23 protein-coding genes and 1 pseudogene are annotated in these 22,579 nt (G+C 68.4%); 16 read left to right on the top strand and 8 right to left on the bottom strand.

Translation table 11 applies throughout. The annotated features are described in order from the left end of the window. Nucleotides 1–68: 68 nt before the first annotated feature. From B3E43_RS10190 to B3E43_RS10175, 4 genes are read left to right on the top strand one after another with little or no spacing between them, the layout of a single operon-like run. Nucleotides 69–563, top strand: coding sequence for an NUDIX domain-containing protein (locus B3E43_RS10190; RefSeq protein WP_292029072.1), 495 nt, complete (start codon nt 69–71; stop codon nt 561–563). Between the two features lie 9 nt (nt 564–572). Continuing rightward, the gene (locus tag B3E43_RS10185) at nt 573–1,019 is read left to right on the top strand and encodes a DMT family transporter (protein WP_292029070.1); all 447 of its coding nucleotides are present in this window, start codon (nt 573–575) and stop codon (nt 1,017–1,019) included. 16 nt (nt 1,020–1,035) lie between these two features. Next, nucleotides 1,036–2,943 carry an excinuclease ABC subunit UvrC gene (gene uvrC, locus B3E43_RS10180; protein WP_292029068.1) on the top strand — a complete coding sequence of 636 codons (1,908 nt, stop codon included), beginning with the start codon at nt 1,036–1,038 and terminating at the stop codon, nt 2,941–2,943. Between the two features lie 35 nt (nt 2,944–2,978). Further along, the gene (locus tag B3E43_RS10175; RefSeq protein ID WP_292029063.1) at nt 2,979–3,287 is read left to right on the top strand and encodes a YdeI/OmpD-associated family protein; all 309 of its coding nucleotides are present in this window, start codon (nt 2,979–2,981) and stop codon (nt 3,285–3,287) included. A 166-nt stretch (nt 3,288–3,453) separates the two neighbouring features. Here the strand turns inward: B3E43_RS10175 and B3E43_RS10170 are convergent, their stop codons facing one another. After that, the gene (locus B3E43_RS10170; RefSeq protein ID WP_292029061.1) at nt 3,454–4,092 is read right to left on the bottom strand and encodes a class I SAM-dependent methyltransferase; all 639 of its coding nucleotides are present in this window, start codon (nt 4,090–4,092) and stop codon (nt 3,454–3,456) included. Nucleotides 4,093–4,178: 86 nt separating this feature from the next. Between B3E43_RS10170 and B3E43_RS10165 the strand changes: the two are divergent. From B3E43_RS10165 to pgsA, 4 genes and pseudogenes are all read left to right on the top strand, one after another. Then, a pseudogene (locus B3E43_RS10165) lies at nt 4,179–4,358 on the top strand (helix-turn-helix domain-containing protein); the annotation flags it as partial. A gap of 12 nt (nt 4,359–4,370) precedes the next feature. Further along, complete coding sequence (locus B3E43_RS10160; protein WP_292029168.1) at nt 4,371–5,054, top strand: substrate-binding domain-containing protein; 684 nt, start codon at nt 4,371–4,373, stop codon at nt 5,052–5,054. Nucleotides 5,055–5,119: 65 nt separating this feature from the next. After that, nucleotides 5,120–5,743 (top strand): carbonic anhydrase, encoded by a 624-nt coding sequence (locus B3E43_RS10155; RefSeq protein WP_292029058.1) that lies wholly within the window; start codon nt 5,120–5,122, stop codon nt 5,741–5,743. Between the two features lie 73 nt (nt 5,744–5,816). Beyond that, nucleotides 5,817–6,452 carry a CDP-diacylglycerol--glycerol-3-phosphate 3-phosphatidyltransferase gene (pgsA, locus tag B3E43_RS10150; RefSeq protein ID WP_292029054.1) on the top strand — a complete coding sequence of 212 codons (636 nt, stop codon included), beginning with the start codon at nt 5,817–5,819 and terminating at the stop codon, nt 6,450–6,452. Between the two features lie 87 nt (nt 6,453–6,539). Here pgsA and B3E43_RS10145 read toward each other — a convergent pair whose 3' ends face one another. Next, nucleotides 6,540–8,615 (bottom strand): S46 family peptidase, encoded by a 2,076-nt coding sequence (locus B3E43_RS10145; protein ID WP_292029052.1) that lies wholly within the window; start codon nt 8,613–8,615, stop codon nt 6,540–6,542. 253 nt (nt 8,616–8,868) lie between these two features. Then, nucleotides 8,869–10,938 carry a S46 family peptidase gene (locus B3E43_RS10140; RefSeq protein ID WP_292029050.1) on the bottom strand — a complete coding sequence of 690 codons (2,070 nt, stop codon included), beginning with the start codon at nt 10,936–10,938 and terminating at the stop codon, nt 8,869–8,871. Nucleotides 10,939–11,133: 195 nt separating this feature from the next. On the opposite strand from B3E43_RS10140, the gene B3E43_RS10135 reads away from it, so the two are divergent. From B3E43_RS10135 to B3E43_RS10125, 3 genes are read left to right on the top strand one after another with little or no spacing between them, the layout of a single operon-like run. Then, nucleotides 11,134–12,306: an ABC transporter permease gene (locus B3E43_RS10135; RefSeq protein WP_292029048.1), complete on the top strand. Its 1,173-nt coding sequence runs from the start codon at nt 11,134–11,136 to the stop codon at nt 12,304–12,306. After that, nucleotides 12,303–13,055 carry an ABC transporter ATP-binding protein gene (locus B3E43_RS10130; RefSeq protein ID WP_292029046.1) on the top strand — a complete coding sequence of 251 codons (753 nt, stop codon included), beginning with the start codon at nt 12,303–12,305 and terminating at the stop codon, nt 13,053–13,055. The genes B3E43_RS10135 and B3E43_RS10130 overlap by 4 nt, the downstream gene beginning before the upstream one ends. Nucleotides 13,056–13,075: 20 nt before the next feature. Continuing rightward, on the top strand, nt 13,076–14,092 hold the full coding sequence (locus B3E43_RS10125) for an HlyD family secretion protein (RefSeq protein ID WP_292029044.1): 1,017 nt from the start codon (nt 13,076–13,078) through the stop codon (nt 14,090–14,092). Nucleotides 14,093–14,186: 94 nt separating this feature from the next. Here B3E43_RS10125 and B3E43_RS10120 read toward each other — a convergent pair whose 3' ends face one another. The 3 genes from B3E43_RS10120 to B3E43_RS10110 all read right to left on the bottom strand — a co-directional run bounded on the left by B3E43_RS10120 (nt 14,187) and on the right by B3E43_RS10110 (nt 15,638). Then, complete coding sequence (locus tag B3E43_RS10120) at nt 14,187–14,984, bottom strand: crotonase/enoyl-CoA hydratase family protein (RefSeq protein WP_292029042.1); 798 nt, start codon at nt 14,982–14,984, stop codon at nt 14,187–14,189. Nucleotides 14,985–15,021: 37 nt separating this feature from the next. Next, nucleotides 15,022–15,351 (bottom strand): hypothetical protein, encoded by a 330-nt coding sequence (locus tag B3E43_RS10115; protein WP_292029039.1) that lies wholly within the window; start codon nt 15,349–15,351, stop codon nt 15,022–15,024. A gap of 131 nt (nt 15,352–15,482) precedes the next feature. Beyond that, the gene (locus tag B3E43_RS10110; protein WP_292029036.1) at nt 15,483–15,638 is read right to left on the bottom strand and encodes a hypothetical protein; all 156 of its coding nucleotides are present in this window, start codon (nt 15,636–15,638) and stop codon (nt 15,483–15,485) included. A 153-nt stretch (nt 15,639–15,791) separates the two neighbouring features. Here B3E43_RS10110 and B3E43_RS10105 point away from each other — a divergent pair, with 153 nt between their 5' ends. Then, nucleotides 15,792–16,001 (top strand): DUF1289 domain-containing protein, encoded by a 210-nt coding sequence (locus B3E43_RS10105; protein ID WP_292029033.1) that lies wholly within the window; start codon nt 15,792–15,794, stop codon nt 15,999–16,001. Nucleotides 16,002–16,189: 188 nt separating this feature from the next. After that, a complete protein-coding gene (locus B3E43_RS10100) occupies nt 16,190–16,711 on the top strand; it encodes a retropepsin-like aspartic protease family protein (RefSeq protein ID WP_292029031.1) in 522 nt (173 codons plus the stop codon). A 134-nt stretch (nt 16,712–16,845) separates the two neighbouring features. Here B3E43_RS10100 and B3E43_RS10095 read toward each other — a convergent pair whose 3' ends face one another. Next, nucleotides 16,846–17,670 carry a sulfite exporter TauE/SafE family protein gene (locus tag B3E43_RS10095; RefSeq protein ID WP_292029029.1) on the bottom strand — a complete coding sequence of 275 codons (825 nt, stop codon included), beginning with the start codon at nt 17,668–17,670 and terminating at the stop codon, nt 16,846–16,848. 272 nt (nt 17,671–17,942) lie between these two features. Between B3E43_RS10095 and B3E43_RS10090 the strand changes: the two genes are divergently transcribed. Together B3E43_RS10090 and B3E43_RS10085 are read left to right on the top strand one after the other, a co-directional pair. After that, nucleotides 17,943–18,812, top strand: coding sequence for a restriction endonuclease (locus tag B3E43_RS10090; RefSeq protein ID WP_292029027.1), 870 nt, complete (start codon nt 17,943–17,945; stop codon nt 18,810–18,812). A 74-nt stretch (nt 18,813–18,886) separates the two neighbouring features. Next, nucleotides 18,887–19,972, top strand: a complete 1,086-nt coding sequence (locus tag B3E43_RS10085; RefSeq protein ID WP_292029025.1) for a hypothetical protein — start codon at nt 18,887–18,889, stop codon at nt 19,970–19,972. 137 nt (nt 19,973–20,109) lie between these two features. Here B3E43_RS10085 and B3E43_RS10080 read toward each other — a convergent pair whose 3' ends face one another. Continuing rightward, on the bottom strand, nt 20,110–20,628 hold the full coding sequence (locus B3E43_RS10080; protein ID WP_292029023.1) for a methylated-DNA--[protein]-cysteine S-methyltransferase: 519 nt from the start codon (nt 20,626–20,628) through the stop codon (nt 20,110–20,112). 145 nt (nt 20,629–20,773) lie between these two features. On the opposite strand from B3E43_RS10080, the gene uvrB reads away from it, so the two are divergent. Next, the coding region (gene uvrB / locus B3E43_RS10075; RefSeq protein WP_292029020.1) for an excinuclease ABC subunit UvrB at nt 20,774–22,579 on the top strand (1,806 nt) is incomplete at its 3' end.

Here is a 22,579-nt window from a genome sequence, read left to right as displayed (position 1 = left end):
GGGCCAGCATGGAAACGCTCCTTTAGCGGGCCCGCAATAAAGCCCCGCGCGCGGGTGTTCAAGAACGCATGACGGCCTATCGTCATCCCATGACGACGTGGCGCACCCGGATCGAGCCCTTTACCCGCCCCCTGTTCTTCGCATGGTCGCGGATCAGCCGCGGCATGACCCTCGGCGTGCGCGGCGTGGCGATCGACGCCGACGGCCGGGTTCTGCTGGTGAAACACACCTATCTGCACGGCTGGTGGCTGCCCGGCGGCGGCGTCGAGCGCGGCCAGACCTGCGAGGACGCCCTGATCCGCGAGATGCACGAAGAGGCCGGCGTCATCATCGAGGGCCGCCCGATCCTCGTCAGCGTCCATGCCAACGAGCGCTTCTTTCGCGGCGACCATGTGCTCGTCTACCGTATCGACCGCTTCTCGATGATCGAGCGCACGAGCCACGGCGAGATCGCGGAGATCGCCTGGTTCGACCCGGCGGCCCTGCCGGAGGATACGCACCGGGCGACGCGGGACCGGCTGGAGGAAATCTTCAACGGTGCGGACGCTGCGACAAGCTGGTAGCCAGAGACCATGAACCCCAACCTCTTCGCCATGATCGCCGTCGTCCTCGCGGGGGGCGCGACCGCCCTGCAGGCGCCGACCAACGCCAAGCTGATGGGCGCCGTCGGCTCGCCGGTGAACGCCGCCTTCGTCTCCTTCGCCATCGGCACGGCGGCGCTCGGCATCCTCGCCGTCATCCTGCAGGCGAAGCCGGATGTCGCGGCGGCGCGCGGCCTGCCCTGGTACATCTGGATCGGCGGCCTCTATGGCGCGATCTTCGTCGTCGCGGCGGCGTGGGGGGTGCCGCGCCTCGGCGTCGCCCTGACCATCACCCTGATGGTCGCCGGACAGCTGCTCGTCGGCCTGCTGCTCGACCATTTCGGCGCCTTCGGCGCGCCGCAGCAGCCGATCAGCTGGGGCCGGGCCGCCGGCGTCGCCCTGGTTCTGGCCGGCGTCCTTATGGTCCGCCGCTTCTAGGCCTATATCGGTCCCGATGACCGAGGTGCCGATTCCTGAAAGCGAGACCGAGGCCGGCGCCCTCAAGGCCGCCGACCTGATCCGCGACGAGGCCCGCCGGGCGCCAGACAAGCCCGGCGTCTATCGTATGTACGGCGAGGACGGGACCTGCCTCTATGTCGGCAAGGCACGGTCCATCAGGAAGCGCATCCTGCAGTACGCCCAGGGCCGGTTCCACACCCAGCGCATCGGCCTGATGGTGTCCCTGACCCGCTCGATGGAGCTGGTCATCACCGCCTCGGAGACCGAGGCCCTGCTGCTCGAATCCAGCTTCATCAAACAGCTGAAGCCGCGCTTCAACGTGGTGCTGCGCGACGATAAATCCTTCGCCGAACTGATGATCCGCAAGGATCACCGCGCGCCGCAGGTCAGGAAGCACCGGGGGGCGCACACCACGCCCGGCGACTATTTCGGCCCCTTCGCCTCGACCTGGGCGGTGAACCGGACCCTGAACACCCTGCAGAAGGCCTTCCTGCTGCGGTCATGTTCCGACAGCGTCTATGAGACCCGCACGCGGCCCTGCATGCTGCACCAGATCAAGCGCTGCTCGGCGCCCTGCACCGGCCTGATCTCGCTCGAGGACTACGCCGGCCTCGTCGACGAGGCCTCGGCCTTTCTGAAGGGCAAGTCGCGCGCCGTCATCGCCCGCCTGTCCGACGAGATGAGCGCCGCCGCCGAGGCCATGGACTACGAACAGGCCGCCCGGGTCCGCGATCGCATCCGTGCCCTGTCGGCCATTTCGATGGAAAATTCCGTCAGCGCCGACGGCGTGGCCGAGGCCGACGTCTTCGCCCTGTTCTCCGAAGGCGGCCAGGCCTGCGTCCAGGTCTTCTTCTATCGCGGCGGCCAGAACTGGGGCGGGCGGGCCTATTTCCCGCGCGTCGACAGGACGGACACCGACCCCGAAATTCTCGCCGCCTTCCTCGGCCAGTTCTACGAAGACCGGCCCGTGCCGCGGCAAATCCTGGCCAACGTCCTGCCGCACGAGAAGGAACTGCTGGAGGAAGCCTTCTCGATGAAGGCGAAGACCGTGGACGGACGCCGCGTGGTGTCGATCGAGCAACCCCGGCGCGGCGACCGCAAAGCCCTCGTCGACCACGCCCTGACCAACGCCCGCGAGGCGCTGGGCCGCAAGATGGCCGAGGGCTCGGCCCAGGGCAAAATCCTCGACGAGGTCTGCGAGGCCTTCGGTCTCGACACCCGGCCCGAGCGGATCGAGATCTATGACAACGCCCACATCCAGGGGACCAACGCCGTCGGCGGCATGGTCGTGGCCGGGCTGGAGGGCTTCCAGAAGTCGCAGTATCGCAAGTTCAACATCCGCGGCGAGGACCTGACCCCCGGCGACGACTACGGCATGATGCGCGAGGTCATGCGACGTCGCTTCGGCCGTCTGGTGAAGGACGAGGACGCGGGCGAGGAGGTGGTCCGTCCCGACCTGCTGCTGATCGACGGCGGCGCCGGCCAGTTGGCCGAGGTGCTCGCCGTTCTGGCCGATCTCGGCCTGGACGACATCACCGCCGTCGGCGTGGCCAAGGGCCCCGACCGCGACGCCGGCAAGGAGCATTTCTTCATGCCGGGCAAGCCGCCCTTCATGCTGCCGCTCAAGTCGCCGGCCCTCTATTACATCCAGCGGCTGCGCGACGAGGCCCACCGTTTCGCCAACGGCGCCCACGCAAAGCGCCGCTCGATGGACATCAGGAAGAACCCGCTGGACGAGATCGAGGGCATCGGCCCCGGCCGCAAGAAGGCCCTGCTCCACGCCTTCGGCTCGGCCAAGGGCGTCAGCCGCGCCTCGGTCGCCGATCTGGTCAAGGTCGAGGGCATCAACCAGCCGATGGCCGAGCGGATTTACGGCTTCTTCCACCCCGAGACGAGGGGGTAGGGTGGCGTCGGGCACGCGTCGGGAGGGAGGTTTCAGTGAGTGAATTTGCGCAGGGCGCCGTCCACCAGGCCGCGGCCGATCTTCAGTCCGCCCTGCAATCCGACCCCGCAGTCCTCGCGGCATGGCAGGGCCTGACGCCGCTGGGCCGAAACGAGTTCATCTGCTGGGTCGAGGACGCCAAACAGCCCGCGACCCGTCAACGCCGCATCATGCGAACGACCGAAGAACTTCTGGAAGGCAAGAAACGCCCCTGCTGCTGGTCCGGCTGTATCCACCGCACCGACAAGGCACCCGGCCGCTGGCAACAGGCGGTGCTGATCGATGGGAAGGGGCGGAGGTCGTAGACGGCCGGCCGGGCCCACGAACCCGGTGCCTGCGTGACGAGGCCAACCGCACCCGCCGTCGGATGGACATCAGGAATCAACCAGCCGCTGGCGGAGCGGATTTACGGCTTCTTCCATCCTGAGGGGCAGCGGCAGGCGGCATTGCCCCAAACTTCGGCAACTCAGGTCACCGTTTGCGGGCGACGATGAACGGACGCCGGTCGTTGCCCTTGGTCGCGTGATTCTCTGTGGCGAGGATGTCGAAGCCCTGGGCGTCCAGGAGGCGACAAAGCTCGCTCTGCCGGAAGACGCTGACGTAGGGCGCCTTGCCGATCGCGCGCATCACCGGCAGCAGGACCAGTCTGATCAGCGGGTTCATGTCGCCGAGGCAGGGCGTCTTGGATATGAACAGGCCGCCCGGGCCCAGCAGGGCATGAATGCGGCCCAGCGTGCCCGGCACATCCCGGACCATGTGGAGATAGTTGAAGCCCAACACCGCATTGAACCGCCCGGCCGCCAGCATCGGCGCCTCTGCGGTCGCGGTATGGAAGGACAACGAGGGGATCGGGCCGGCGGCGTGCTTCTCCCTGGCGATCGCGATCATTCCGGCGGAAATGTCTGTCGCCAGATAGCTCGGAACACCACCCGCCAGTCGCAGCGCCGTGCTTCCGGTCCCGCAGCCCAGTTCCAGCACCCGATCGTCCGGATTCAGCAAGGCGCGGGTCCGGTCCAGGGAGCGCTCATAGCCGCCCTGGTCGGCAATGGCGTCCTTCGCGTATTTCCGCGAAATCCTGTCCCAGAACCGGGCGTCGCTGGCGGTACTCATGGTGATGCGCTCCTGTGCGCCGTCCATTACCATATGCGCAAACCGGGTAAATTGCTGAAATTCGTGGCTATGATATACGTAAATGCATGAAGGCAATGGACTGGAACCATATTCGCGGGTTTCACGCGACCGCCCTCGCCGGGTCCCTGTCGGCGGCGGCCCGCCAGCTGGGCCTGACCCAGCCCACATTGTCGCGGCAGGTCCTGGCGCTTGAGGCCAACCTGGGCGTGGACCTGTTCGAACGACGGGGCCGCAAGCTGGTCCTGACCCAGACCGGGATGGAACTGCTCGACCATATCCGGATCATGGGGGACGCCGCGGACACGCTCGCGCTCGCGGCCACCGGCCGGGCGCAGGAGATTGGCGGTCGGGTCTGTATCTCGGCCACCGATACCTTTGCGGCCTATGTTCTTCCCGAGATCGTGGCGCGCATCAGATCGGAAGCGCCGCAGATCACGATCGCCATCGTCGCGTCCAACGAAATCAGCGATCTGCATCGTGGCGAAGCGGACATCGCCGTCCGCCACGTCCGTCCTGATCGCCCCGGCCTGGTCGGCCGGCACATTTGCGATACGGCCGCGAGCTTCTTTGCGTCCGAGGACTGGGTGGCCCGCAACGGCCTGCCCGGGAAGCCTGCGGATCTCGCCAGGGCGGGTCTGATGGGCTTCGATGACCCCCGCTTCTCCGGCTTTCTGCGGGAGATAGGCATCCCCGTCGCCACCGAGGATTTCCGGATCGTGTCGGAGTCCGCGGTCGTGATCTGGGAGATGGTCAAACGCGGGATGGGTGTGGCTGTGATGATGCGCGAAGTGGCAGAGCGGACGCCCGGCGTGGTCAATCTCCTGCCGGATATGGCGCCGATTCCGGTGCCGATCTGGCTGGTCACCCACCAGGAACTGGAATCCAGCCCCCGCGTTCGCCTGGTCCAGACGATCATGGCCGAGGAACTGGCCCGGCTGTAGGGGCCGGCGGTCTTGCGGAGCCTGCCCCTCTCCCCCCGCGAGAGAGGATTGCCTATACCGTCCCCATGACCGACGAATCCCGCGACGCCCTGCTCTCCGGCTACCGCCGCTTCCGTGAGGACCACTGGCCCGCCGCCAAGGCCGAATATGAGGCGCTGGCCTCGAAAGGTCAGAAGCCGCACACCCTCGTGGTGGCCTGTTCCGACAGCCGCGCCGATCCGGCCCTGATCTTCGACACCGCGCCCGGCCAGCTGTTCGTGGTTCGCAACGTGGCCAATCTGGTCCCGCCCTATGAGCCCGACGGCCACCTGCACGGCGTCTCGGCGGCGCTGGAGTTCGGGGTCAAGGTGTTGAACGTCTCGCGCATCATGGTCATGGGTCACGCCCACTGCGGCGGGGTCAACGCCATGCGTTACGGCGCCCCCGACAACTGCCAGGATTTTGTGGCCCCCTGGGTGGCCCAGGGGGCGCCGGTCGTACGCCGCGTCTGCGAGGCGTGCGCCCCCGAAGAGGCGGAGCGGGCGGCCGAGGAGGCGGTGGTCCGCCTGTCGCTGCAGAACCTGCGCACCTTCCCCTGGATCGCCGAGCGCGAGGCGGCGGGCGCCCTGGCGCTCAGCGGCGTCCATTTCGGCATCGCGGACGGCGTCCTGCGCTCGCTGCGCGACGGCCAGTTCGTGTCCCTGGCCTGAGGGCGCGCAAGCCGGACGCTCGCTTCATGCAGCGAAGCATGGCAGATCGCGTTGAGGTATTCGGAGCGCACGCATGACACCCAATCCCCACGCCAATCCCATTCCGAACATCCTGACCGGCCTGCGGCTGATCGCCGGGGTCATCATGTTCCTGATCCTGGCGGGGGCGGCGCCGCAGGGCATTCCCTTCATGTCCGAATATCTGAGCCCGGATGACCAGTTCCGCTTCGGGCGCACGGCCTTCGTCATCTTCGTGGTCGCGGCCTCGACCGACTGGGTCGACGGCTATCTGGCGCGGCGCTGGCACAGCACGACCCGCTGGGGCGCCATCCTCGATCCGATCGCAGACAAGGTGCTGATCACCGGCGCCATCCTCGGCGTCCTGGCCTGGGGCGCCCTGCCGCAGATCGCCATTCCCTGCGGCCTGATCCTGTTCCGCGAGTTCGCCGTCTCGGCCCTGCGCGAGACCGTCGCCGGCAAGGTCAAACTGCCGGTCACCGTCCTGGCCAAGTGGAAGACCGTCCTGCAGATGGTGGCCTTGGCCTGCCTGCAGCTGGTCCTGCTGTGGGACGGCTTCGGCCTGCCGCTGGAATGGCAGCCCCATTTCCAGACCTTCGCCTATGTCCTGATCTGGATCGCCGCCATCGTCACCGTCTGGACCGGCTGGCAGTATTTCTCGAAGGCCCAGCAGAAGATGAGCCAGATCTAGGACGTAGGGCTTAGGAATTAGGTCGTAGGGCTTGGGAGCAGCTGGCGCGCTAATTCCTAAGCCCTAATTCCTAAGCCCTCGTCCGCGTCAGCGGACGCCCAACTCCCGCACCAGCCCGTCCATCCCGTACACATCCCGCAGCGCCGTCGTCACCGCGCCCGTGGTCACGATCACCGAGCGGTTGACGCGGACGTCATAGCCATAGGCGTTGCGCTGGGTCAGGACGGTCGAGTCGAAATTGGCGCCCAGAATCTCACCGGCCGCATTGACCACCGGCGAACCCGACGAGCCGCCGATGGTGTCGGACGACACCGCCATATTCAGCACCGTATCCCCGTCGATCCGCTCACGCGCGGCCAGCAGTCTGGGCGCCACATCGAACGGCGCCGAACCGGTCGCCCGGTCCCACAGACCGTCGAAGGTGGTGAACGGCCCCCAGCGCTGGCCCGGAACGTCCGTGCCCTCGATCTTGCCGTAGGTCAGCCGCAGGGTGCCCGTGGCGTCCGGATAGACGGCGTCGCCATAGGTCTGGAAGCGCAGGGCGGCGAGGCGCTCGGAGGCCCGGTCGGTCGGGGCCTGAACGCGGGCCTCCCAGTCCGAGCGGATGGCGCGGGTCTCGTCCTGGATCGACAGCAGATACTGGATCAGCGGATCCTGCGAGGCCTCGACGGCCGCCAGGCCGCCTTCCCACAGGGCGCGGCGCACGGCGGGATCCGCCAGGGTCGTGCCCTCGATCAGCCGTGCCGACAGCTGCTCCGGCGACTCCCGTCCCAGCAGGCCGCGCACGCGGGGATCATCGACGGTCAGCCATTCGCGGGTCTTGGACAACCACCATTCCATGCGGACCTGCTCGAGGCCCGGATAGACCGGCCGCTCTGCGAACAGGCCGGACTGCACCCCGGACAGGCGGCTGTCGGCATATTCCGGAAGCCGCTCGGCCGAAGGCTTGGCCCGCTCCTGCGCGCCCCGCACCAGCGTCCGGGCCCAGCTGAACAGCTGCGAACCGCCGGCCACCGGCGTGGTCCCCATGCCCGTTCCGCCCTCCAGCAACGCCATGGCGGGATACAGTTCGCGCACGACCGGCTGGGCGGCGCTCAGCGTCGTCCAGGGATTGGCGTCGCCGGCGCCGGCCTCGGCCCGACCGCGGAAGTCGGCCTCTGCATCGGCCCGTGCGGCCATGAAGGCCGGGTCGATCAGCGCCGCCATCCGCCCCCGGCCGCGCTTGTAGGTGTTCTCCAGGCTGACGACCGGGTCCATGGCCTCGAACGCCTGACGCTCTCCCTCCTGTGAATAGCGGATCAGCCGCCCGCGCAGCTCCGACGCCAGCAGCTGGTCCATCGGCAGGACCACGTCGCGGATCGTGAACAGCTGGTCCTGCGTCAGCAGCCGCTGGGTCGCGCCCGGGCTGCCCGAGACGAACACCGGCGTGCCCTCGACCGGTTGCGAGGCGTTCCACACGAAATGGGTCGGGGTCGCCGCCGGGGCGTCGTTCTCGTACAGCCGGATGAAGGCCGCATCGATGGCGAAGCGGGGGAAGCTGAAATTGTCCAGGTCACCGCCGAAGGTCGCGGCCCGGTCCTCGGGCGCCCATGCCAGCCGCACGTCCGAATAGCGTTTGTAGGTATAGAGTTTGAACTGGCCGCCGCGGTACAGGCTGACCACCTGACAGCGTCTGCCGGCGTCGCCGCCGCAAGCCTCCTGTTCGATCCGGCCCGCCTCGGCGTCCCGCGCGCGGGTAAAGGCCTGGCCTTCCAGGCCGGCGCCGGCGGCGTGCATCCGCTCCGTCACGTCGCTGATGTTGGTCAGGATTTCCGCCGTCCCGCCGGGGCATTTCAGCTCCTCCTCGCGGGTGCGCGGGGTGAAGCCGGTCTCGGCGTAGTTGACCGCCTGGGTCGACAGATTGGCCACGCAGGTGGCGACGCAGTGGTTGTTGGTCATCACCAGCCCCTCGGCCGAGACGATGCCCGCCGAACAGCCGCCGAACTTGACCGAACTCAGCCGCACCCGGTCCAGCCAGGCCTGGTCGATATTGGTCCCCAGCGTCGCGTTGGCGCGCGCGATCGGGAAGTTGTCGAACGTCCACATGCCTTCTTCCGCGCGCGCAGCGGAGCCGGCGGCGAGAGTGAGCAGGGCGGCGGCGAGGGCGGGGGTGAGGTGACGCATCTTTTGAACTCCAATCCCTCTCCCCTTGCGGGTGGAGGAGGCTCGCATGCGAGCCGACGACGGGTGGCCCGCGTAGCGGGTCGGATGAGGGGTCGTGCCGGCGTCGGCCAGCGGGCGAGCGGACCATGAATGACGAAGGGGTCGCCCGGCAAGACCGGTGCGACCCCTCATCCATCAGGCGGAGTTTATCCTCGGGCCGACCAAGGTCGGACCCGGGGGCCTGACACCTTCTCCCGCAAGGGGAGAAGGAAAGCTATTCCACCCCCAGCTCTTCCAGCAGGGCCGGGCTCGGATAGATGTTGCGCAGCGCCTCGGTGATCGCCGCCGTCGACACCGACACCGTCCGGTTCAGGGCGCCGTCATAGCCATAGGCGCCGCCCAGCGAGTGGATGTTGCCGTCGAAGGCCGCGCCGATGACCTCGCCGGCGGCGTTGATCACGGGCGAGCCCGAGTTGCCGCCGATGATGTCGTTGGTCGAGGAGAAATTATAGACCGTATCCCCGTTCACCCGGCTCTGGTTGTCGATGAAGGCCTGGGCCGCATTGAACGGCTCCGCGCCCGTCGCCCGCTCGTACAGTCCGCCCATATAGGTGAAGGCCGGCACGGTAACGCCACGGTAGGTCCAGCCCTCGACCGCGCCATAGGACAGGCGCAGCGAGAAGGTGGCGTCCGGATACTGGTTGGTGCCGTACACCGCGAACCGGGCCTGGGCGACCTTTTCGGCTGCGCGGGCGGTCGGGGCGTTGACCTCGGCGGACCAGCGCGCGCCGATCGCCTGGGCGGCGGCGTCATTGGCGATGATGAAGGCCAGCAGGGGGTCGGCGGCGGCCATCTGTTCCGTGGTCATGGCGGCGGCCTCGGCGCGGAAGGCGGCATTGCCCATCCGGGTCGTCGAGATCAGCCGGTCAGCGAGGGCCTCGGGGCTCTCGCGGCCCAGCAGGGTCTTCACGTCGGGATGGTCGACGGTCAGATACTCGCGGGTCTTGGACAGCCAGTAGCGCAGACGGATTTCCTCCATCTCCATGGCGATCGGCGTCTCGGCGCCCACGGCGGCGATCATGCGCGCGCGCTGCGCCTCGGTCATCGACGGGTTCTTCGACGCCCGCACCATGGCCCGGGCCATCTGGTACAGGGTCGAACCGCCGCCGGCGGCCTGGTCCAGTTGGCGGGCCGGCAGGAACAGCTCACGCGCCGTCGCCTGCACCCGCTCCAGGTCCGCCCAGGGGTCCCCGATCCGCTGGACCAGGGCCGGATCGGCAGCCACGCGGGCGCGCAGCTCGGTCTCGGCGTCACGCCGCGCGCCGAGGAAGGCCGGGTCCAGCAGGGCCTGATGCTGGCCGTACTGGGCCTTGAAGCTGTTCTCCAGGCCGAACACCGGATCGAATGACACCCGCTTGGCCTCATCGCCAGTCAGCGAATACTCCAGCAGGCGGCCGCGCAGTTCCGAGTTCTGGATCAACGTCAGCGGCAGCTGCTGGTCGCGCAGCCGCTCCAGCTGGCTCATGGTCAGCAGGCGCGAGGTCGAGCCGGGGTTGCCGGCCACAAAGACCGGGTCGCCCTCGGCCGGGGCGTTCGGGTTCCAGCGCAGGAAGCCGGGGCTCTCGACCGGACGGCCGTCCTCATAGGCCCGCAGGAAGCCGGCATCGAGGGCGTAGCGCGGGAAGTTGAAATTGTCGGGGTCCCCACCGAAGAAGGCGGCCTGGTTCTCGGGCGCGAACACCAGACGGACGTCTTCGTAGCGGCGGAACTTGTACAGGGCGAACCGGCCGCCGCGGTAGAAGCTGATGACCTGACAGTTGAATTTCGGATCGGCGGCGCAGGCCTCTGACTGGATGGCGTTGGTCTCGGCCGTACGGGCGGCGTTGAAGGCCGCGCCCTCAAGCCCGGCGCCGGCGCCCAGCACCCGGTCAGTCACATCGACGATGTCGACCAGAACCTCGGCGGTCTGGCCGGGGCAGCGACGCTCTTCCTCGCGGTTGGCGGTCAGGAAGCCGTTTTTCACAAAGTCCTGCTCGGGCGTCGACAGTTCCTGCACGCAGCCGACGACACAGTGCCAGTTGGTCAGGATCAGACCTTCGTCGGACACGAAGGAGGCGGAGCAGCCCTGGATGCGGACGGCGGCGTTGCGGACCCGGTCCAGCCACGCCTGGTCGATCCGCGTGCCGTATTTGTCGTTCACCGTCTGGATCGGGAAATTGTCGAACGTCCACATGCCTTCGTCGGCGCGGGCGGTGGAAGGCGTGGCCATCACGGCCATCACGCCGGCGACAGCGGCGATCGAGGCGGTCGCCGAAAAGGCGGCGCGAAGCGAACGAAGCGACATTCTGCGGAATCTCCCAGGGGGCCGGCGGACGTCGCCGGACGTTGCAATCTGCATAGACACGATGAACGAAGTCCGTCCAGCGCGCCACGGCAGGGCGAGGGAAAGGACACCCGCGTTCGCCTTACCCCGATTTAACTTGGCCCCGCTGCCTTGCATCGTCAGATAGCGGTCAACGTCAGGGGTTCAGCCGTTTCCATGTCGCTTGCACTTTCCACCCTCCTGTTTGAGTGGCGCCGCTATATGGCGGCCGTCATGGCGCTGGCCCTGTCGGGCCTGCTCGTGCTCGCCATGACCGGCGTATTCATCGGCATCGGCAAGGGATTCACCGCGACCATCGAGCGGTCCAGCGCCGACATCATCATCATGCAGCCGGGCGCCACCAGCCTGATGGGTGGGCCGTCGGGCGTGCCGCGCCGGTTCATTCCGCTGGCCTATCGCAATCCGCAGGTGATCGAGGTCCAGCCGCTGGACGGCGCCGGCGGATCGTTCCAGTCGGTCAAGAACGTCGACCCGACCATGTCCCAGGCCGACCGCGCCCGCCAGCGCGCGCCGCGCCAGCAGTTCGTGCAGGCCAGCATCATCGACACCACGCCCGGCGCCGTGACCATTCCCACCGACTACTCGCAGGAATTGGTCGACGCCCTGCGCCAGCCCTACACGGTCGCCATCGACGAAACGGCCGTGACCAAACTGGGCGTCAAGCTCGGTGACCGGGCCCTGTACAATGGCCAGACCGTCACCGTGGTGGGCATCACCCGCGGCTATCCCAACATGATGCAGGCCAATATCGTCATGTCGCGGGACACACTGCGGATGCTCGGCCAGGCTGACACCGGACCGCGCGTCGGGCCGCTGATGATCAAGCTGCGCGACCCGGCCCAGGCCGATCGCGTCGCCGCCGAGCTGAACGCCCTCGGCGATGGCCAATGGAAGGCATGGACGCGTCAGGAACTGGCTGACGCCAACGCCGGCGCCATGTTCGAGGAAGGCATCCTCGTCATCATCATCGGCGGCTGCGTCGTGCTGGGCACCATCATCGGCGTGGCCATCACCTGGCAGACCCTGCGCGGCGCCATCATGGCCAACATCAAGGAGTTCGCCTCGCTGCGGGCGCTCGGCGTCGGCATGGGTTCGCTGAACCGCATCGTCATGGAGCTCAGCTTCTGGGTCGGTCTGGTCGGCGTCGCCGCCGCCATCGGCCTGACCCTGCTGGTGCAGATGCTGGCCATGGCCAATGCCGTGATCATCGCCCTGCCGCCCATCCTGCTGATCATCGTCGGCGGCGGCCTCGTCGTCATCGCCATGCTGTCGGGCCTGCTGTCCCTCGGCATCCTCAAGAACAGCCAGCCTGCGGATCTGCTGCGATGAGCCCGACAAAGACTCACGGCAAGCACGGCGACTTCGCCATCGAGGCCAAGGGTCTCGTAAAGCGGTTCAAGTCCGGCAAGTCCTTCATCGAGGTGCTGAAGGGCGTGGACTTCGACGCCCGCCACGGCGACCTGACCATGGTCATGGGTCCGTCGGGCTCGGGCAAGTCGACCCTGATCGCCGCCCTGTCCGGCCTGTTGCGGCCGGAAGAGGGGCGGGTCGACACCCTTGATGTCGATGACCTGTGGAAGCTGTCGACCGGCAAGATCGACAAATTCCGCCTCGACCACTGCGGCTTCATCTTCCAGGGCTTCAACCTCTTCCCCGCCCTGACCGCCCTGCAGCAGGTGGAGATCGTGCTGAAATTCCAGGGGCTGTCCAAGGCCGCTGCCCGGAAGCAGGCCACCATCGCTCTGGAGGAAGTCGGCCTCGGCCCGCGTCTTCATCAGCGGCCCTCGATCCTGTCCGGCGGTGAAAAGCAGCGCGTCGCCATCGCCCGCTGTCTGGCCAAGAACCCGCAGATCCTGTTCGCCGACGAACCGACCTCCGCCCTCGACGGCGAGAACGGCCAGATCGTCATCCGGCTTCTGCGCCGGGCCGCCACCGAACACGGCGCTGCTGTCATCTGCGTGACGCACGATCCTCGTCTCGAGGAATGGGCCGATCGCGTCATCAAGATCGAAGACGGCGTGATCATCGACGATCAGCGCCGCACCCCCAATCCCGACGCCAAGCTGGCGTCGCACTGAACCGCCTCAGGAACTCCACCATGCCCGCCTTCCTCAAGAACAAATGGCTCTGGATCGGCCTCGTGCTGATCGTCGTCATCGTCGCCGGCTTCCTGTTCATGCAGGGGCAGGGCAAGGCGAAGAAGGCCGAGGAAGAGAAGGCCGCGGCCACCCGCGTCGAAAGCCCCTATGCGGCCATCGCCAACGGCAAGGTCGACGTCGAGGGCGGCATCATCCAGATCGCGGCCCGCCGCGGCGGCGTGGTTCGCGAAGTGCTGGTCCAGGAAGGCGACCGCGTCGTCGCCGGCCAGATCCTCGCCCGTCAGGAAGACGACGAGCCGCGCCTCGCCCTGCAGAGCGCCAACGCCGACGTCGCCCAGGCCGAAAGCCAGCTCCGCCTGATCCAGGTCGACATCCGCACCGCCCAGCGCGAGCACGACCGCCTCGCCCGGCTGGTCGATTCCAACTTCGTCGCCGCCTCGCGCATGGATCAGGCCCGCGACGCCATCGCCCAGGCCCAGGCCCGGCTCGGCTCGGCCCAGGCCGCCGTGCAGACGTCCCGCGCCCGCCGCGACCAGGCCGCCTACAATGTCGAACTGACGGTGATCCGCGCGCCCCAGTCGGGCCGTATCGTGCGCCGTTACGCCAACCCCGGCGCCGGCGCCTCGACCCTGAACGTGTCCAACATGTTCGATCTCGAGCCCGACGCCCCGCGCATCGCCCGCGCCGAGATCGTCGAGAGCGACATCCCCAACATCACGCCCGGACAGGCCGTCGAGATCACCCCCGAGGGCGACCCGTCCAAGGTCTATGTCGGGACCGTCCTGCGTCGCGCCGCCGTCTTCGGGGCCCGCAAGCTGGCCTCGGACGACCCCTCGCAGCGTTCGGACGAACGCGTGGTCGAGGTCGTCGTCACCGCCGGCGACGCCCCCCTGCTGATCGGTCAGCGGGTGCTGGTGAAATTCATGAAGCCCGGCGAAACCGCCGGCGCCCCCCGCGCCGTCGCCGCCGGCGTCCCCGCGACCCGCTCGATGCAGGCCCCCGCGCAGGCGGGGTGAGGATCAGGTAGTAGGTGATAGGAATTAGGGATTGTATTCGGACGCCGGGCTCGCGAGCCGCAATTCCTAATTCCCAAGACCTAATTCCTCATCCCTACTTCCCTTCGAACACCGCCCCCCGCTTCTCCAACGCCGCCGTCACGCCTTCCAGATGGTCGTCGCTCAGATGCGCCAGCGCCTGCATCGAGGCGGTCATCTCGAGGATCTGGTCGAAGGTCGCGTCGCGGCCCTGACGCAGCAGGGCCTTGGTCATGCGCAGGGCCTGGGGCGCGCGGGAGGCCACGTCTTCCGCGATCTCCATGGCCTCGTCCATCAGCCGCTCGGGCGCGACCACCCGGCTGACCAGACCCCACTCCATCGCCGTCCTCGCGTCCAGCACCCGCGCGGTGAACAGCATCTCGGCGGCCCGCGCATAGCCGACGTTGCGCGGCATCAGCCAGGCCCCGCCGTCGCCCGGCAATATGCCCAGCTTCAGGAAGGGCACGCCGAAGCTGGCCGTCTCCGAGGCGATGCGGATATCCCCCAGCCCGGCGATGTCGCAGCCCAGCCCCATGGCCGGGCCGTTGACCGCCGCGATCAGCGGAACCTCCAGCCCATAGAGCGACCGCACGATCCGGTGCACGACGCGGCGATAGCGTTCGCGGATCTCGGCCCCTGTCCCGGCGAACATGTCGCGCCGGTCCTTCATCGCCTTCAGGTCGCCGCCCGCTGAAAACGCCCGCCCGGCCCCGGTCAGGATCACGCAGCGCACGCCCGGGTCCGCATTCACCGCCTCGCAGGCCGCCGCAAAGGCCTCGCCGTCCTCAAGGTCGGGCAGGGCGTTCAGCCGGTCGGGCCGGTCCAGGGTCCAGAGTTCAATGTGCGCGCGGCGCTCTCGGCGGATCAGGGTCATGCGACCGGTGTGCCGCACGCCGGGCCCCGCCGCAACGTCAGGTCCCCGACGGCTTCCCCGACAGCGACCACCAGGCCCGCATGCCGGCGGTGTCAGAGGCATCTTCAGCCGGCGGTTCGATCGCCGCCTCGGCCGCGGCCAGGCTGGCGAAGCTGCGCACCACGGCGGCGCCCGGCGGCACGGCCCGGTCCTCATCGATGAAACAGGCCGGTTCGGCGGCGGGCCTGTCGTCGCGCGCCACAGCCGGCGGCGTTGCCGGTCGGCCCGTCGCGGCCAGCGAAAAATCCACCCCGCGGTCCTCGGACCAGCCGGTGCGCCACGGCCGCAGAAGCGTCGTGGCGACGAGCGTCGCCTTCAGCCTGAACATGGTCCCCACCCCTTGTGTAATTACTCTGGCACAGGTTGAGGGACCACGTCGAATGACGAACCCTGACGGGTGAATTGCAAAGCCCCGGACCTTGCGGACCGGGGCTGGATCGTCTGCGGCTTCGCGCGAACCTAGTCGCGCTTGCGAAGCTTGATGGGCACGAAGTTGGACGGGTGGCTGACCACGCGGTCGCCGGCCCCATAGCCGTTCTTCGTATTCACCAGCATCCCGCCCCACAGGGCGAAGGACATCATGGCGTGCTGCAGATTGCGGTCTCTGTCTTTCATCTGGCGTCTCCTTTCGAGTGAATGATGAAAAGAGACACGTCGTGCTTTTCGGGAATCTCACCGTCATAGTCGTTTCGCGTCATGGTGAAGCTAACATCAGGACGTAAAAAAAGCAACAAGTTTTACTCCGCTACCGGACCATATTTCGCATTCATGTCACCAAATCCCTCATCGCCGCCCCGCAGCATCGCCACCCCCTGCGTCAAGGTCTGCGTCGTCGACGGCGCGACCAGCCTCTGCCTCGGCTGCTGGCGCACCCTGTCCGAGATCGGCGGCTGGAGCGGGTTCACGGACGAGGAACGGGCGCGGATCATGGCGGAGCTGCCGGCGCGGGAGGCGCGCGCGGGAGGGATGAGGGACTAGGGATGAGGGATTAGGAGGGAAGGAAGCGGGGGCGCAGCCGGCTCCATCGCAGGCCGCCACTCATCCCTCATCCCTGATCCCTCATCCCTCCCTTAACCCCCTGCAAACCACACCCCTTCACCGCATCCCAACCGCCGTGTGCGACAGCTGAGCCGCCGCAGAAGCGGCGTGTTCACGACGGACGGCGTATGCGTTTCGACCTTTCCTCCGCCGGAGTCATGGCCCTGGCCGTGGCCTCCGCCCTGACCACCGCCTGGTGGCTGAACCACGCCGACGCGCGGGGCCAGGCGCATGCCGCCACGCCCGCGCCCGTTCACGCCCCCACCCACGGCGGCCCCGCCCAGGTTCTGAAAGCCGCCGACGGCCACTATTGGGCCGACGCCCTGATCGACGCCAAAGACGGCCAACGCGCCGTGCGCGTCATGGTCGACACCGGCGCCAGCGTCGTGGTCCTGACCCCCGCCGATGCGGTCCGTCTGGGCCTCAGCCTCAAGGCCGGCGACTTCTCCGCCACCGTCATCACCGCCTCCGGCCCCGTCCGCGCCGCCCCGGTGGCCCTGCGCACCGTCGCCGTCGCCGGCGCCCGCGTCGAACGGGTCGAGGCCCTCGTCGTCGAGCGCGGCCTGCCCCACAGCCTGCTCGGCATGAGCTACCTCGGCCGCCTCTCGTCCTTCAGCGCGACGCCCGTGGGACTGACGCTGCGGCCGTAGGAGTGGCCAGTGGTTAGTGGCTAGTGGCTAGTGGCTAGTGGGTGCTGGATCGGACGCCTGCGCGAACAGCATGGACCCGCTCTCGCCTCAGCCCATCACTCGCCACTAGCCACTAGCCACTAACCACCAGCCACTCAAAAAGCCTTCCACACCACCGCCCCCGCCGTCACCAGCAGCCACACCGCGAACGCCCGTCTCAGCACGGCCCGGTCCAGCGCATGCGCCAGCTTCGCCCCCCAGGGCGCGACCGCCGTGGTCAGCACCGCCATCACCACCGCCCCGGGCGCATTCACATACCCCAGCGACAGCGGCGGCCGCCCGCCCGCGTCCCAGCCGAACCCCACGAACCCCAGGGTCGCCACCCCCCCGATCGCCAGTCCAAAGCCCGAGGCCGTCGCCACCGCCTGATGCACCGGCCGTCCGCACAGCATCATCATCATCCCGCCGAAACTGCCGCCGCCGATCCCCATCATGGCCGACAGCCCGCCGATGACGGTCCCCGTCACGCGCCGCCCCCAGCCCTCCGGCAGATCCCGCCTCAGCGTCACCCGCTCCGGCAACAGCCCCATCTGCGCCGCCACGACCAGCAGGCAGACGCCATAGACGATGGCCAGCCCCTGCATCGAGGTGAACCCCGCGACCCCCGCCCCGATCAGCGCCCCCGCCGCCACCCACGGCGTCCAGGTCTTCAGCACCCCCTCATCCACCGCCCCATGGGCCCGATGCGCCCTGAGCGACCGCCACGAGGTCGCGACAATGGTCAGCAGCGACGTCCCGATCGCCGTATGCAGATTGCCCTCGCCCCCGACACCCAGCACCTCGAAGGCATAGAAGACCGCCGGCACAATCACCGTCCCGCCCCCGACCCCGAACAACCCGGCGACGAGCCCCCCGACCAGCCCGGCGGCGGTCAACGCCGCGAGCAGGAGGAGCAGGTCGGGCAGAGGGAGGGTGGTCATGAAGGCAAGGAGTACCGGAGGCGCACGTCATCGTCTCCTCCCCGTCGCGCAGCGATGGGGAGGGGGACCGCGCGAAGCCCGCAGGGCGAAGCGGGGTGGAGGGGCGCCGGCCGCACGGACCCCGCTTGCAACGCCCGGGCGAACCGGGCCAAGTGCGGCGCAAGAGGGGCAGCGGTCTCGGGCGCGTCGCGCATCGGTCCATCCTCTATGAGTAAATGAGCGCGGGCCTACTGGCTGCGCCAACCCGAACGCCGCAGGAAAGCCAACGCCTGATGCCCACGATTGCCGACATCCCCAGCTATGACACGTTCATGTGGCCGATCATTGAGCGAATGAAAGTTCATGGGCGCTCGATGACAAACGCCGAGATGGACGATGACGTGGCTGGTTACATGGGCCTGAGCGACGATCAGCGCGCGGTCGAGCACGGCTCAACCGGGCGTTCGGAAGTTGAGTATCGGATGGCTTGGGCCAGAACTTACCTCAAGAAGATTGGAGCGCTCACGAATAGTGGACGAGCCGTGTGGACGCTGACGCCGCAGGGCGCAGCGATGACGAAAGAAGAGGTTGACGCAGGTCCCCGCGAGGTTCGCGGCCAGTACGCGGAGCGTCGTGCCACTCGCCCCAAGACTCCTTCCGCGCCTACGACATCCGATCTTGTTGCCGCGGAGTTCGAGGACGCCGAAGGATGGAAAGATCAGTTGCTCGCGCAACTCCTTCAGCTTGATCCCGCAGCCTTCGAACGCCTTTGCCAACGATTGCTCAGAGAATCCGACTTTTCCAAAGTCGAAGTCACGGGCCGATCCGGCGACGGCGGCATCGACGGCACCGGGGTGCTGCGGGTCAACCTGCTGTCCTTCCACGTCCTGTTCCAGTGCAAGCGCTACTCCGGCTCGGTCGGGGCCGGGGCGGTTCGGGATTTCCGTGGCGCCATGGTCGGGCGCACCGACAAGGGGCTGATCATCACCACCGGCACCTTCACCGCCGACGCCCGGCGCGAGGCGACCCGCGACGGCGCCCCGGCCATCGATTTGGTCGATGGCGACGCCCTGTGCGACCTGCTCAAGGACCGCGGGCTTGGGGTCGCGGTTCGCATGGTCGAGGAAGTGACTGTCAACGAAGCCGCGTTCGCGGACTTCTGACCCCCCGCAACCTTTCCCCACCGACTCCCGTTCTTCCCGGCAACAGGGCCGCCCCGACCCGGAAAGACACTCCCATGACCTCCATCCCCCACACCCTGTCGGCGCTCGCGGCCGGCGCCCTGCTGATGTCCGCCGCGGGCGCCGCCCAGGCGCAGACGCCGTACACCGCCTACAGCAGCCAGGGCCGCGACATCCCCAGTTCGTGCCGCAATGTCGAACAGCTGGCCAACGGCTATGTCTCGGCCGAATGCCAGGCCGACGGCGGCTGGCGCTGGAGCTCGCTGCGGCCGGTGGATTGCCGCTCGTCGATCTCGAACCGCGACGGCGTCCTGACCTGCACCGGCGCGCGCACCACGGTCGGCGCCCTCTATCCGGACAACAGCGGCAGCGGCTACAGCGGCCAGGGCCCGACGCAGCAGCCCGGCGGCATCATCGGCGCCCTGTTCGGGGCCGTGTTCGGCGACGCCTTCGGCAATGACCAGCAGGTCGAGCAGGACTACGACCAGGGCCGCCGTCCGCTGGGCGAGCGCCGCGTGCAGCTCGAGGCGCGGATCGACGCCGGGGTGCGCGACGGCTCGATCAGCCGCACCGAGGCGAACCGGCTGCGCGCGGAATACAATTCGTTGGTCCAGCTCGAGACCCGCTACGCCGCCGACGGCCGGCTGACGACCCAGGAGCGCAACGACCTGCGCACCCGCTACAACGCCCTGTCCCAGCGCGTCGGCGATGCGCGCGATGACGGCGGCTATGGCGACGACTATGGCTGGCGTTCGCTGGCCGACCAGCGCACGGCCTTCAACGCCCGCGTCGATGTCGCCCTGAACGACCGCCGCATCAGCCGCACCGAGGCCAACCGGCTGCGCAGCGACTTCGACGCCCTCGTCCGCCTCGAGGCCGGCTATGAGCGCGACGGTCTCAGCGACCGCGAACGTCAGGACCTGACCACCCGCCTCGCCGACCTCGACCGCCGCATCGGCGACGTGGCCTACGACGGCGGCTACGGAACCGACGGCCGCGCCGTCGCCCTGGAAGCCCGCATCACCGCCGGCGAGCGCAACGGCTCCATCAGCCGCGCCGAGGCGAGCCGCCTCCGCGAAGAGCTCCGCGACCTGACCCGCCGCTGGGCGGAGCTCGAGGCAAGGGTGCAGGTGCGCCGCTAAGCGAGTGGCGAGTGGTTAGTGGCCAGTGGTTAGTGGTTAGTGGTTAGTGTCGCCCGCACGCCCGTCGGCGGAAGGGCGGCGCGGACCGCGCTTTCGCACAGGCGTCAGCCAGCCACTAATCACTAGCCACTCGCCACTCAGATCAACAACGCCCCCTCGTGCCTCAACAACCACCCCTTCCGCTCCAGCCCGCCGCCGAAGCCGGTCAACGACCCGTCCGCCCCGATCACCCGGTGGCAGGCCAGCACCAGCGGGATGGGATTGCGGTTCAGCGCCGTCCCCGCCGCCTGGGATGCGCCGGGCTCGCCCGCCCGCTTCGCCATCTCGCCATAGCTGATGGTCGCGCCCGCCGGCACCCCGGCCAGCGCCCGCCAGACCCGCGCCTGGAAGCCGTCGCCCGCTGCCGCGCCCTCCAGCGACCAGTCGACCCGCGTCAGCGCCTCCCGGTCCCCGTCGAAATAGGCCGCGATCTCCCGCGCGACCGCCGCCGGCGCGACGCCGTCATTCAGCGCCGCCCCGGGATACTCCCGCCGCATCGCCCCGATCAGCCCGTCCCCGAACGACAGCCCGCGCACCGCCCCCGCCTCATTGCACGCCAGCGTCAGCGGCCCGATCGGGCTGTCGAGGCGTGAGAGGGTCAGGGCGGCGGGCGACATGGCGCCGATACTGCCGCGTCCGCCCCGCTCCGTCTCGCGGTTTCCGGACCGTTGCCCCGGCCCTGCTGACACCCGCTGTCAGCAGCCTCCGTCCCGTCCGCGCGTTCACTGGCGAAGCCGCCCTTCGCGCCCTAGATTGCTGTTCATGAACCGTTCCAGTTCGCCCCCCAAGGGCTCGGCCCCCCGCACCGCCAAACCGGTCCACGTCCGCGGCGAGTCCCTGGCCGAGGCCCCCGCCCGCATGCCGGTCCAGACCCCGCACATGCCCATGTTCGCCCCCGTCTCCGGCCCGCGCCTGACGCCGGAAGAAGCCCCCGGCAAACCCGCCGACTGGACCCCGCACCGCCCCGACCGGCCAGACGGCCGCCGGCACATCCCCTTCCGCCTGCACTCCGAATACACCCCCGCCGGCGACCAGCCCTCCGCCATCGCCGAGCTCGTCGCCACGGCCGAAACCGGCGAGCGCGACCAGGTCCTGCTCGGCGTCACCGGCTCGGGCAAGACCTTCACCATGGCCAAGGTCATCGAACAGACCCAGCGCCCGGCCCTGATCCTCGCCCACAACAAGACCTTGGCGGCCCAGCTCTACTCCGAATTCAAGTCATTCTTCCCAGATAATGCCGTCGAATACTTCGTATCATATTACGACTATTATCAACCGGAAGCCTACGTTCCCAAGTCCGACACCTATATAGAGAAGGACTCAAGCATAAACGAGCAGATCGACCGCATGCGCCACTCGGCGACGCGGGCGATCCTCGAGCGGGACGACGTCATCGTCGTCGCCTCGGTCAGCTGCATCTACGGCATCGGCTCGGTCGAGACCTACACCGCCATGACCTTCACCCTGAAGGTCGGCGACCAGATCGACGAGTCCAAGCTCCGCGCCGACCTGATCGCCCTGCAGTACAAGCGCAACGATGCCGCCTTCGACCGCGGCATGTTCCGCAAGCGCGGCGACGTCATCGAGATCTTCCCCGTCCACATGGAGGACCGCGCCTGGCGCATCCAGCTGTTCGGCGACGAGCTGGAATCCATCCAGGAGTTCGACCCCCTGACCGGCAAGAAGACCGCCGACCTCACCGAGATCACCGTCTACGCCGCCAGCCACTACGTCACCCCGCGCCCGTCGCTGAACCAGGCCATCACCGGCATCAAGGCCGAGCTGAAGGAGACGCTCGACTGGATGGTCGGGAACGGCAAGCTGCTGGAGGCCCAGCGGCTCGAGCAACGCGTGCGCTTCGACCTGGAGATGATGGAGGCCACCGGCTCCTGCGCCGGCATCGAGAACTACAGCCGCTGGCTGACCGGCCGCGCCCCGGGCGAGCCGCCGCCCACCTTCTTCGAATACATCCCCGACAACGCCCTGCTTTTCGTCGACGAGAGCCACGTCACCGTCGGCCAGATCAGCGCCATGTACCGCGGCGACTACCGCCGCAAATCCACCCTGGCCGAATACGGCTTCCGCCTGCCCAGCTGCATCGACAACCGCCCGCTGAAGTTCGACGAATGGGACGCCATGCGCCCCCAGACGATGTTCGTCAGCGCCACCCCCGGCCCGTGGGAGATGGAGCGCACCGGCGGCGTCTTCACCGAACAGGTCATCCGCCCCACCGGCCTGATCGACCCCCCGGTCGAGATCCGCCCCGTCTCCACCCCGACCCGCACCCAGGTCGACGACGTCATCGACGAGGTCAAACAGGTCGCCCGCAACGGCTACCGCTCGCTGGTCACCGTCCTGACCAAGAAGATGGCCGAGGACCTGACGGAATACATGCACGAACAGGGCGTGCGCGTCCGCTACATGCACTCCGACGTCGACACCATGGAGCGGATCGAGATCCTGCGCGACCTGCGCCTCGGCGCCTTCGACGTCCTGATCGGCATCAACCTGCTGCGCGAGGGCCTCGACATCCCCGAGTGCGGCCTGGTCGCCATCCTCGACGCCGAC

It is taken from the genome of Brevundimonas sp. UBA2416, assembly GCF_002343105.1.
GTDB lineage: Bacteria > Pseudomonadota > Alphaproteobacteria > Caulobacterales > Caulobacteraceae > Brevundimonas.
The sequence above is the reverse complement of the archived record's forward strand: the minus strand, read 5'-3'. Positions and strand labels throughout refer to the sequence as shown.